The 12,087-nt window shown below is 39.7% G+C and carries 8 protein-coding genes and 1 tRNA gene; 7 read left to right on the forward strand and 2 right to left on the reverse strand.

The window, feature by feature from the left end; genetic code table 11:
* The first annotated feature begins 324 nt into the window (after nucleotides 1-324).
* The 3 genes from ABIB40_RS07745 (at nucleotide 325) to ABIB40_RS07755 (ending at nucleotide 4,833) form a co-directional block, all read left to right on the forward strand.
* Entirely contained in the window at nucleotides 325-1,860 is a 1,536-nt protein-coding gene (locus ABIB40_RS07745) for a LamG-like jellyroll fold domain-containing protein (protein ID WP_354357695.1), read from the forward strand.
* A gap of 41 nt (nucleotides 1,861-1,901) precedes the next feature.
* The gene (locus ABIB40_RS07750) at nucleotides 1,902-3,449 is read left to right on the forward strand and encodes a glycoside hydrolase family 76 protein (RefSeq protein ID WP_354357697.1); all 1,548 of its coding nucleotides are present in this window, start codon (nucleotides 1,902-1,904) and stop codon (nucleotides 3,447-3,449) included.
* A gap of 286 nt (nucleotides 3,450-3,735) precedes the next feature.
* A complete protein-coding gene (locus tag ABIB40_RS07755) occupies nucleotides 3,736-4,833 on the forward strand; it encodes a Fic family protein (protein ID WP_354357699.1) in 1,098 nt (365 codons plus the stop codon).
* A gap of 294 nt (nucleotides 4,834-5,127) precedes the next feature.
* On the opposite strand, the gene ABIB40_RS07760 is transcribed toward ABIB40_RS07755, so the two are convergent.
* A tRNA-Phe gene (locus ABIB40_RS07760) sits at nucleotides 5,128-5,200 on the reverse strand.
* A 230-nt stretch (nucleotides 5,201-5,430) separates the two neighbouring features.
* Here ABIB40_RS07760 and ABIB40_RS07765 point away from each other — a divergent pair.
* From ABIB40_RS07765 to ABIB40_RS07775, 3 genes are all read left to right on the forward strand, one after another.
* On the forward strand, nucleotides 5,431-6,729 hold the full coding sequence (locus ABIB40_RS07765; RefSeq protein ID WP_354357701.1) for a 4Fe-4S dicluster domain-containing protein: 1,299 nt from the start codon (nucleotides 5,431-5,433) through the stop codon (nucleotides 6,727-6,729).
* A 483-nt stretch (nucleotides 6,730-7,212) separates the two neighbouring features.
* Nucleotides 7,213-8,001 (forward strand): (Fe-S)-binding protein, encoded by a 789-nt coding sequence (locus ABIB40_RS07770; protein ID WP_354357703.1) that lies wholly within the window; start codon nucleotides 7,213-7,215, stop codon nucleotides 7,999-8,001.
* Nucleotides 8,002-8,846: 845 nt separating this feature from the next.
* Nucleotides 8,847-10,718, forward strand: a complete 1,872-nt coding sequence (locus tag ABIB40_RS07775; RefSeq protein ID WP_354357704.1) for an Nramp family divalent metal transporter — start codon at nucleotides 8,847-8,849, stop codon at nucleotides 10,716-10,718.
* A 350-nt stretch (nucleotides 10,719-11,068) separates the two neighbouring features.
* Here ABIB40_RS07775 and ABIB40_RS07780 read toward each other — a convergent pair whose 3' ends face one another.
* A complete protein-coding gene (locus ABIB40_RS07780; protein ID WP_354357705.1) occupies nucleotides 11,069-11,539 on the reverse strand; it encodes a hypothetical protein in 471 nt (156 codons plus the stop codon).
* Between the two features lie 34 nt (nucleotides 11,540-11,573).
* On the opposite strand from ABIB40_RS07780, the gene ABIB40_RS07785 reads away from it, so the two are divergent.
* Nucleotides 11,574-12,077 carry an ABC transporter ATPase gene (locus ABIB40_RS07785; protein ID WP_354357706.1) on the forward strand — a complete coding sequence of 168 codons (504 nt, stop codon included), beginning with the start codon at nucleotides 11,574-11,576 and terminating at the stop codon, nucleotides 12,075-12,077.
* Nucleotides 12,078-12,087: the final 10 nt, after the last annotated feature.

Here is a 12,087-nt window from a genome sequence, read left to right on the forward strand (position 1 = left end):
CCTGAGGAAACAAAATTGCTGTTAATTAAGCCAAACAACAATCATGTTAGCGTACACATTTCAAACAACAACTTGGGTAGATTAAAGCCACCGACACTTTAATAGATTAATCGATTTAGCATCTTTTTGCGGCCACTATTTGATTGTTGTAAAATATTTTCTATTTTGGCAGGAACCAAATACTAAATTCAATGAAAGCGCTCTCCAATTACGCCATCAATTCTTTGGCAATGTCTTGTCTTTTTCTAACCAAATGTCCCCTTTATTATGTTTAAAAAAAATTACCTTTTAGTCCTAATTTCCCTTTTTGGGTTGCAGCTAGCCATGCAAAGCTGCGCCAAAAAAGAAGTGGCTTTAAATACCGTCGAGCTGACGCTAGATAAATCAGCGGTATTTTTAACGCCAAACAACAGTGTCAGTGTTAACATTTCGACAGGCAATGGCGAGTATACAGCTATATCATCTGACGTAAAGGTTGCCACTGCTAGTATAACCGACAATGTAATTACCATTAAAGCCACCTCCAAAGAAGACAAGGCAAATGCAGTAATTGTGGTAACCGACAAAATGTTTAAAAGACAAAGTATCGACGTAGTTATTTCAAAACTATTTGAGATGACTTTAAGCAAAACAGAAGCTTCTTTAGAAGTAGGCGTACCAGGAAAAAATGAACTTACTGTAGATATAAATACAGGTAACGGCGGTTACAAGACCGAGCTGGTGGAAAACTCAAGTCAGTTTGTAGAACTTAATACAACTAAATTAGAATCGCACGCTAAACTTACCATAAAGGCTATTGCGGCCGGTATTGCAAAAGTTAAAATAACAGATGCGAAAGGAAAAGAGGCGATGGTAAAGCTTACCATTACTGCGCCATCCACACTAGCACTTTCTAAAAATGATGTAACCTTATCTGCCGTGCAGGGGCGTGAAGACATCACGGTAACTTCGGGTAATGGCGATTACAAAGTTTCGGTAGCAAACTCATTCATTGCCAAAGCATACGCTAAAGGAAATGTAATTACCATAAAAGGTAAGGTTAACGGAAGTACGTCCGTAGTTATCGAAGATAAAAAAGGACAAAAAGCAACGGTTAATGTTAAGGTAGAAGGAGCAGCATTCGCAATGAATTTAAGCGACCAATATTTTGGTTACGCCAACTTCAATGATATCGCTATTGTTGATCAAACCATAAAATCATTAAAGCAAGTCACTTTTGAGATGACCTGCAAAATTGATGGCTACCGTGGGCTGCAAACTTTTATGGGGTTAGAAGGGAATTTAATCATTAGAGGTAAAAATGACGATTTCCAACCAACCCATCCATTACAGATTGTTGGTTTGGGCGATAAAATTACCTTGGAAAGCACAAAAAGCTTTAAGTTGAATGAATGGATGAATATTGCGCTGGTTGTAGATTGCAGCAAACAAGATATTAGCGAAAAATACAAACTGTATATTAATGGCGTTCAAGATGCTTTAATTGTATCCAGACAGGAAGACACACATACGTCGATTAACTTGGCATCAAGTAGCGACGGTAATCGGTTTGAAATTGGGCGAGCTTTCGGGCAAGACTTCAGGGCAATGAAAGGCATTGTATCCGAAGCTAGGGTGTGGACGGTTGCGCGTACAGCACAACAGATTAAAGACAATATGTGTGCATTAACGGCAGAGACGAATACTGGATTGCTTAGTCGTTGGAATTTTACCGCAGGAGCGGAAACAGACTACATTCAAGACAGCAATGGAGGTAAATATGAAACCAATCTAATTATCGCGAATGCGAAGCTCGGTGGAAACTATACCCCGGTTAAAGCTCCGCAAAGTGTATTTGTTAGCAAAGGCTGTCCTAATTAGAATTACTATCCTATAATTTTTCATACCTATATATCATTGAAATGAAGATAACATCAAAAATACTTACCCTTTGTTTAGTCTGCTGTCTAATCGTTTTATCCTGCAAAAAAACTGAGGTTAAAGTACCAGAAGATACAGTTGGCTCTGAGATAGCACCCGTTACCAAATTGGTTGCAATGCCAACAGATGAAGAAAATGAATTGGAAGTGAGTTGGACTAATCCAGATGATGATGCGCTGATTAAAGTTTCCATCGCATTCTCGCCAACTACCGGAGGAGTGAATACAACTCCTAATCCACTCATTGTAAATGCGTCAAAAGGAACTGATCAAAAGGCCTCTATTTTGGTGCCTTCGGCTGGTAAATATATAATTCGCGTATTTGCTATTAATAAAGCTGGCGCAAAGTCTGTTGAAAGTAAGGTAGAGGCCACTCCATATTCGGCTAGTGCCCCAGATCTTACGCCTGTTTTTTTAAAGCGCGCAGATACGATGATGACCTCACTTGTAAAACTATATCTTGATGGCAAAGAGCGAGACATTTGGACTTCGACTTATCCTTTTAAGGATGGATTTTGGAATGGCGCAGCCGTAATTTGGGGCCATGGAAGTGCTTTTTCTGGCTATGCTGCTTTTAAAGAGGCTTCGGAAGCATTTCCTGCCTATAAAAATAAGGTAGCTAATTTATACGATGCAAGGCTACTTACAGGTATTGATAAATTTAGGAACACCGCCAACAACAGGGCTGAAGCTTACGCTGTTTATCCCGGTAGCGGAGACGAACGATACTATGATGACAACCTTTGGGTTGGACTAGATATGGTTGATTTGTATAATCTAACAAAAAACCAGGAATACCTTAATCGGTCTAAAATGGTTTGGCGCTTCATTTTAGAAGGTACAGATGATAAGATGGGAGGCGGCGTTTATTGGAAAGAATACGGGAACTCAAAAAACACAGTCTCTAATGCTCCCGCGGCTGTGTTGGCAGCTAAGCTGTATTTGGCAACCAATGATCCTGCGTACTTAAAAAGTGCAAAAGAGTTATATGCATGGGTAAAGACACATCTTCAAGACCCCTCAGATTATCTTTATTGGGATAATGTGACTTTGTCTGATGAGAATGACCCTAACTCACCTTTACTTATCGCCAAGCAAAAATACACTTATAATTCTGGACAGCCTATGCAAGCCGCTGCCTTGTTGTACAAAATAACTGGCGAAAACCAGTATTTAACCGATGCTCAGAATATCGCCAAATCGGCCTACAAAAAATGGTTTATTCCCTTCCATTCTTATGCAACCGGAGAGTCCTTCAAAATCTTAGAACCAGGTAGTGTTTGGTTTCAAGCAGTAATGTTTAGAGGATTTATAGAACTTTATAAGATTGATGGCGACAAAACTTATGTTAGAGCCTACCAAAAAACAATGGCTAACGCTTGGCTTTCTAATGCCCGCAATAAAACCACTGGTTTAATAAACGAAGACCTAAGAGGCGGAACTACGCAAACTAATTTTGACATCCTGCATCAAGGTGCTTGTTTAGAAATGATTTCTAGGTTAGCAACGCTGGAGCAAAAAGGATTTTAATTAACACTCAGAATAACAACAGAGACTGCATCATAATTAATGGTGCAGTCTCTGTTGTTGTGTGATAAAATTGCAAATTGAGCCACAGCGACAGAGCACCGATTTGCATAAAATTTAGCCCTATTAATTCCTTGCGCGTATTTTGTATAATTGACATAAGTTCGTCGCACATATCGCGGCGAGTAATAATTTTTGCGGCGAATATGGCGATTTTCACCGCGTATTATGCAGCGAATGTTCTTATTTTAAATAAAATACACTTACATTCGTTCTAAATGTTTCTGTAATGTACATCCATCAATTAGCAAACTGGCCAAATTTTATCTGGGACACCGATGCATTGCTTACTAAACTTGGTGAAGTTCGGCATCGCCAAGGCACTATTTTGGGTTTAATGAGTCAAGCGGGATTTACTACGCAGGAAACCGCTTTAGTTGATACGCTAACTTTAGATGTCACTAAATCGAGCGAGATAGAAGGCGAGAAGTTAAACGATCAACAGGTAAGGTCATCGATAGCCCGACGGCTTGGGATTGAAATAGCAGGTACAATCCCATCAGAACGGGATGTTGACGGAGTTGTGGAAATGATGTTAGATGCAACTCAAAATTATACCGAAAAGCTATCTCAAGAGCGATTGTTTAGCTGGCATGCGGCATTGTTTCCAACAGGAAGAAGTGCATTGCAAAAAATAACAGTCGGCGCGTGGCGGACGCCAGAAGCTGGGCCTATGCAAGTGTTCTCTGGCGCAATGGGAAAAGAAACGGTACATTTCGAAGCACCAAAATCAGAGGGTGTCGCAGAAGAAATGGGGACCTTTATAAATTGGTTTAACGCACCGGCAGAAACCGACCCGGTACTTAAAGCAGGAATAGCGCATTTATGGTTTGTAATCATACACCCTTTTGATGACGGCAACGGACGCATTACTCGGGCGCTTACTGATATGCTTTTAGCGCGTGCAGACGGTTCGAGAAAACGGTTTTATAGCATGTCTGCCCGAATATTAAAAGAAAAATCTTCTTATTACGATATGCTCGCCTATACACAAAAAGGCAGCTTAGACATTACATCTTGGCTTCGTTGGTTTCTAGATTGTTTGTTTTCTGCAATGGACGATAGTGAACAGACCCTTGAAAGTGTCAATGCTAGAAACAAATTCTGGGAAACTCACCGGGAAACCACTTTTAATGAGCGCCAGCAAGAAACCATTCATTTACTTTTAGACGACTTCTTTGGAAACCTAACCTCCAGCAAATGGGCAAAAATAAACAAGGTATCTTCTGATACGGCGCTGCGAGATATTCAAGATCTGCTAGCAAAAGGGGTTTTGGAAAGAAATGGAGAAGGAGGAAAAAATACAACTTATGGGTTGGTGGTGTAAAAATAATATTTGGAAGTTACCGAAACGATGACTGTAATTTCACTGCAAAAAACAGTCGCCCATTTTTTTAATTTATGTTAGATCCTCGAACTATTCACAAAACACACTGTAAACTACGAAATTATAAATGCAATTATAGTGGGTATAGTACAAAATATCCTAATTTAATTTTGTGTTTATAGTGAGACTAAGGAAACAGCGGAAGTTCAATAAATTATCACCAAAATAAAGTATTCCATCGAAATCTTTAACCAAAAAAAAGCCCTCTAGATTATCTCTAAAGGGCTACAATTGTGGTGCCTGCTGGAATCGAACCAGCGACACAAGGATTTTCAGTCCTTTGCTCTACCGACTGAGCTAAGGCACCAACCGTTTTGTGGTTGCAAATGTAGCGTTCTTTTTTAAAACTACGAACTTTTTTAACAAAAATCACCGTGCTCGCTGATTATCAATCGCTTACTTTTTTGGGCTAGGCTAAATCTGTAATCACATAAAGCCAGCGAGCTAAAAATATTCTAGTTTTAGCGTCTTTTTATGCAAGAGTAGATTTTTTTCACAATTAAATACCTTAATTTAGCCTAAAACAACCAAACGAACATGTTAGCTCAACTCATTTTTTTAATTGTTGCCTTGGTTGCCATTGTGCTTTTCAGCCTAAATTTGCGGAAAATTTTGAGAAACATCAACCTTGGCATACCAACAAACCGCAGCGATCAGCCTGCCAAAAGATGGACAACCATGCTTCGCGTAGCATTCGGGCAATCTAAAATGATTGTGCGGCCCATTCCTGCCATCCTACATTTCTTCGTTTACGCAGGCTTCGTTATCATTAACATAGAAGTTTTAGAAATTGTAATCGACGGACTTTTGGGCACGCACAGAATTTTTAGCGGCATTGGAGTTACTTACAACGTACTTATTGGTGCTTTCGAAATATTAGCAATTTTGGTTCTCGTCTCCTGCGTTATTTTCCTTATCCGCAGAAACGTGCTAAAAATAAAACGCTTTTTTGGTACGGAAATGACCACTTGGCCAAAATCTGATGCCAATTATATCCTCATTATAGAAATTTTATTAATGTCGGCTTTCTTGTTGATGAACGGCTCTGATGCCAAGTTGCAAACCATGGGCTTGTCTCATTATGTACAAGCAGGTTCGTTCCCGGTAAGCAGCCATCTAATAAATTTATTACCAAGCAGCGAGACAACATTAATTGCGATAGAACGCAGTTGTTGGTGGTTTCACATCGTTGGTATTTTTGCTTTTCTAAACTACCTACCCTATTCCAAACATTTCCACATCCTTTTTGCATTCCCAAATACCTATCGGTCAAACTTAAACCCAAAAGGACAATTTGAAAATATGCCTTCGGTAACCAATGAGGTAAAAGCCATGTTAGATCCAACTTATACGCCTTTAGAATTGCCTGTAAGTAAATTTGGCGCTAAAGATGCAACCGATCTATCTCGCATAAATCTAATGAATGCCTATACCTGCACCGAGTGTGGACGTTGCACTTCGGTTTGTCCGGCAAACATTACCGGTAAACTCTTATCGCCACGCAAAATAATGATGGATACGCGCGATAGGATTACCGAAATTGGCAAGGGCATAGATAAAAACGGAAAAGATTTTACCGATGGAAAATCGTTGTTAGACGATTATATTACCCGCGAAGAAATTTGGGCTTGCACCACTTGCAACGCTTGCGTACAGGCTTGCCCGGTAAATATAGATCCGTTGCAAATTATTATGGAGCTGCGCCAATATGCCGTTATGGAAGAATCACAGGCACCTGCACCAATTAATGCTATGCTTGGCAACATAGAAAATAACCAAGCGCCTTGGAAATATCCTCCAGCAGATCGGTTTAATTGGGCAGATGGCGAGATGTGAGAATTGAGATGTGAGATGTGAGATGTGAGATGTGAGATGTGAGAGATGACGGTAACGAAAACGAGTAAATGGGAAAAAAAAGGCTGCAAAAAAGTCAATATGTTATTCAAAGCCCCTTTGGAGTTTGGGGATAAACGACTAAACCATTTTTTTTGGTAAAGCAAGCACCAAGCAATTTTTAAAGTTTTGCCCCGCTTTCTGCTATAGCTGCTCATGCTTCGCAGGCTGCCGCTGCAATCGGGTTTAGAAACGCAGGGAAGGATAAGAAATTGAGGTTGCAAACCGTGAGAAGTGAGATGTGAGACGAATAACGACTTAACGACAAACGCCTTAACGACAAACGACTAAACAACTTAACAAATAACGACAAGCGGAAGATTGAGGTTGAAGTAGACGTTGAGCGAAACAAAGGATAGCAACTTACCAACTAACCCCTAACCTTCTAACCTCTAAACAAATTTAAAAACGACTAAACAAAAAGATATGCAATTCAAAGTACCTACCATGGCCGAGTTAACGGCAAAAGGAGAAGAGCCAGAAATACTATTCTGGGTGGGCTGCGCCGGAAGTTACGATGAGCGCGCTCAAAAAGTTACCCGCGATATTTGTAAAATCCTCCACTTTGTGGGTATAAAATATGCCGTTTTAGGCACTGAAGAAAGCTGTACCGGCGACCCGGCTAAGCGTGCGGGAAACGAATTTTTGTTCCAAATGCAGGCTATGGGCAATATTGAAGTACTAAATGGTTACAGCATAAAAAAAATAGTAACTGGTTGTCCGCATTGTTTTAACACCATAAAAAACGAATATCCAGGTTTGGGCGGCACTTATGAAGTCATTCACCATACCCAACTTATTCAAGATTTAATCGAAGCTGGCAAGTTAAAGGCAGAAAATGGCGAAAGTTTTAAAGGCAAAAAAATAACCTACCACGACCCTTGTTATTTAGGACGCGGAAACGGCGTTTATGAAGCGCCTAGAAAAGCGCTCGAAGCTTTAGATGCAGACCTCGTAGAGATGAAACGTTGCAAAAGCAATGGCCTTTGTTGCGGCGCTGGTGGTGCACAAATGTTTAAAGAACCCGAAAAAGGCAATAAAGACATCAACATAGAACGTATAGAGGAAGCCATAGGGACAAAATCTACTATTATAGCGGCGGGTTGTCCTTTTTGCATGACAATGCTTAGCGACGGCGTAAAAATGAAAGAGAAGGAGCAAGAGGTAAAGGTGTTAGATATTGCAGAGATTACAGCTATAGCGAATGGATTGTGAGAAGTTGAGGGTTATTTGGTTAGAGGTTAGTTGGTTAGTTGGTTAGTTGGTTAGCGGGTTAGTTGGTTAGTTGGTTAGAGGTAAAGCGTGTTTTTAGCATCCATGAAAAGCATGTCATTTTCTAAAAACTAAAGTTTAAATTCCTTCCGAGGTGTTCAACCGGAGAGAAATTTTGAAACATTTCTATTGTAGATGCAGCGCATCGGCCGAAATAATAGCTGTGGGTTTCAACCTACAGCAAAATAAAAATAACAGCCGCTACATTCCAGGTGTTAATGCCGAACGAAACATCAAAGATGCAGCGCATCGGCCGAAATAATAGCTGTGGGTTTCAACCTACAGCAAAATAAAAGCAACAGACGCTACATTTAAGATGTGACGTCAAACAAAACATTAAGAACCCAGCGCATCGGCCGAAATAATAGCTTTAGGTTTCAACCTACAGCAAAATAAAAATAACAGATGCTACAATTCAGATGTTAACGTCGAACGAAACATTTAAGATGCAGCGCATCGGCCGAAATAATAGCTGCGGGTTTCAACCTACAGAAAAATAAAAACAACAGATGCTACAATTCAGGTGTTAACGTCGAACGAAACATCAAAGATGCAGCGCATCGGCCGAAATAATAGCTGTAGGTTTCAATTCGCCGTGCCTTAATAAAACTAGCCAACAATAGAAATTGGCTTCATCAACCTACTCGCGCAATTTAAAAACCCTAATCAAACATTTACTTTTGCTAAAACTATAGGATTTATATAATAATCAAAAAATATTTCTTAGACTAATCTAACTTTGTATATTTGTGAAATATAACCGCTTCATATAATTTGCATTGCGTACCATGAAAGATTTCCCGTCAGCGTCTTTAAGCGAAGTACACTCCTCGGTTGTCACCAAGAAGCCAGGCTGGCGCGGGTTACTTGCTTTCTTAGGCCCCGCCTATTTGGTTAGTGTTGGGTATATGGATCCGGGCAATTGGGCAACAGATATTGCCGGTGGATCACAGTTTGGGTATAAACTCATTTGGGTTTTGCTAATGAGCAACCTGATTGCGGTTTTGCTACAAACCTTAAGCGCTCGTTTAGGAATTGTTAGAGGGCTAGATCTTGCCCAAGCTTCTAAAAATGCCTACCCAAAATGGGCAAACATTCCGCTGTATATTTTGGCAGAAATAGCCATTGCCGCCTGCGATCTTGCTGAGATTGTTGGCATGGCCATCGGACTAAATCTACTTTTTGGATTGCCACTTATTTGGGGAATTTCTGTAACTGCTTTAGATACCTTGCTTTTATTGTTTTTACTAAAAAAGGGCATGCGGCGAATGGAAACATTTATTATCTGTTTAGTTGCCATCATCGGCATTTCCTTTGTGGTAGAAATGTTCATCGTACAACCTGTATATAACGATGTTTTTAAAGGGTTTATTCCTAGCAAACTCAGTGGAGATGCCTTATATATTTCCATCGGGATTATCGGCGCGACCGTAATGCCACACAATCTATACCTACACTCTTCTTTGGTACAAACTCGAAAGTTCGATAAAACTTTTTTAGGCATGAAAAAGGCCATAAAATTTAACTTTTTCGATACCGTAATTGCCCTCAACTTGGCCTTCTTTGTAAACGCAGCCATTCTTATTTTAGCAGCCGCAGCATTTTATGTAAATGGACATTATAACATTGCCGAAATTCAAGACGCTTCTGCTATGCTTAACAAAATGTTTGGCAAATCGGCCCCAACATTCTTTGCTATTGCTTTAATAGCAGCCGGACAGAGCTCTACCATTACTGGAACCCTTGCTGGGCAAATTGTAATGGAAGGACACTTAAATTTACGTATCCAACCTTGGTTAAGACGATTGATTACGAGGTTACTGGCCATCATCCCGGCTTTGTTTACCATTTTATATTTCGGACCAGATGCGTTGGGTAAATTATTGGTATTAAGCCAAGTAGTGCTAAGTTTACAGCTGGGTTTCGCAGTTATCCCACTTATTCATTTTACTTCTGATAAATTGAAAATGAAGGAATTTGCCATAAAAACCTGGGTAAAAGTTTTGGCTTGGTTAAGTGCTGCAATCATCGTTTATTTAAACATCCAATTGGTTGTTCAACAAATACAGGAATGGGCGGGAGAAGCAGGCGATGCAAAAGTTTGGGTTTATGCAATAGTTATTCCTGTCGCGCTTGCTTGTTTGCTATTGCTTGCGTACGTATTTTTTCACCCATTTTTTACAAAAGCTGACTCGATTAGGAAGCAAGTGCCACATGGCGCTGCCACTGCATTGTCATTAGAAACAGATGTGCAGTACCACCACATTGGCATTGCGATCGATTTTTCTGGAAACGAACAAAAGATTATTCAAAATGCCTTAAAACAAGGCGGAAAAGATGCCCACTATACATTTATACATGTGGTAGAAAGTGCCGCAGCACGTTATTTAAAGACCAATACACGCGATTACGAAACGCAGTTAGATCAAGAGAATTTAACAAAATATGCCCAAACCCTAATAGATTTGGGTTACCAGGCAACTACCGAAATTGGCTTTGGAAGCCCGGCGTATGAGATTGCCAAAATAATTAATGAAAAAGGAATAGATTTCCTCATCCTAGGTGCCCACGGCCATAAGGGTTTAAAAGACATTGTGCTTGGCACAACCGTTGATGCGGTTCGGCATAAGGTTGCGATTCCTGTATTAATTATTAGTTAAGCATATTTTTTTTTCGTTGAGGTGCTTGATTCTTTTCTAATAAACTTTTCGGTAATACCTAAAAAAAGGCCGAAAATTGCTATCGAGCTTTCCCGAAAGTTTAACTATTTTAAGACCTAGAATACGCAGTGCGAAATAAATTTTGCACCAGTTAAATCTGCGCTAACGACAGAAACGGCATCTTTTTGGGCTTTTTCTGCCCGAAAAATATAGTGGATGGCGAGCCTGTCCCGATTTTGATTCGGGATTAAAGCGCCCAAATGATCCAATATTTAAATATGATAGGGATAAATTGATATGTATAATAACCTAAAGACCTCACCTTTAACGAACCCACCCTGTACGAAAGCCTAGTTCAACTCGGTGTTAATTTTTATGATGGTACTTTTAATTTTATTCAAATCGTCTACCTCCATGTCTTTCATCGGGATAATAACCGAACTTGCCATGCTATCGATATCGCCGGCCTTATCGTTGTAGGTTTGCAGAATTACGTCATCGCCCACGGTACGCAATATAAGTTTCCCCTGTTTAGTTGTTCCGAGGTAGTCTATATCTTTGAACTTTGAGAGCTTAAAAGAAAAATATTCTGTTTTACCCGAGTTATAAAAACGTCGATACCTGCAAAAACCAGTGTTGGTAACATTTAGTTCGTAACGTTTAATCAGATTTTTTTCTTGGCTACCATCGTAATGGTCTACAAGTGTTTTCTGAAGATAATTAAGGTATTCTTCTAAGAGCATTGGATTGGAAAAAGCACAAAAAAGCGAAGCCATCATTGCAAAAACAGCAATTATTAAGGCTTTTGTAATCTTTTTCATGTAAAGAATTTTCGGTAGTACTAACATAAATAAAATGTTAAATTTGTACATGAGTTTTTCTCCACAATCTCGCGTTTGGATTTATCAAAGCGACAGACAATTCACGCTATCAGAAGAAAAAGTAATAGCAGAGAAACTAGCTGTTTTTACCAAGCAATGGCAGGCCCACGGAAGTGAACTGCTTGCATCGGCAGAAATTATGCATGGCTTTTTTATTGTGCTTATTGTTGACGAAACACAGGCAAACGTTACCGGATGTTCTATAGACAGCTCGGTAAGGCTGATAAAGGAAATTGAAAAAGAGTTGAAGGTAGACCTTTTTAATAGACTAAACATTGCCTATTTAGACGGAGACCAAGTAGCTTTGGTAGGTAGAAGCGAGTTTGAAGATTTGATAAACCAGGGCAAAGTAAACGCCGAAACTATTGTGTTTAACAATTTGGTGCAAACGCTAAAAGAATTAAATAACAGCTGGAAAGTTCCATTTAGAAACAGTTGGCACACAAAAGTCTTTAACATGGTTATGCCCTTGGCTTAATCCCACACCT

It is taken from the genome of Pedobacter sp. UYP30 (genome assembly GCF_040547165.1).
GTDB lineage: Bacteria > Bacteroidota > Bacteroidia > Sphingobacteriales > Sphingobacteriaceae > Pedobacter.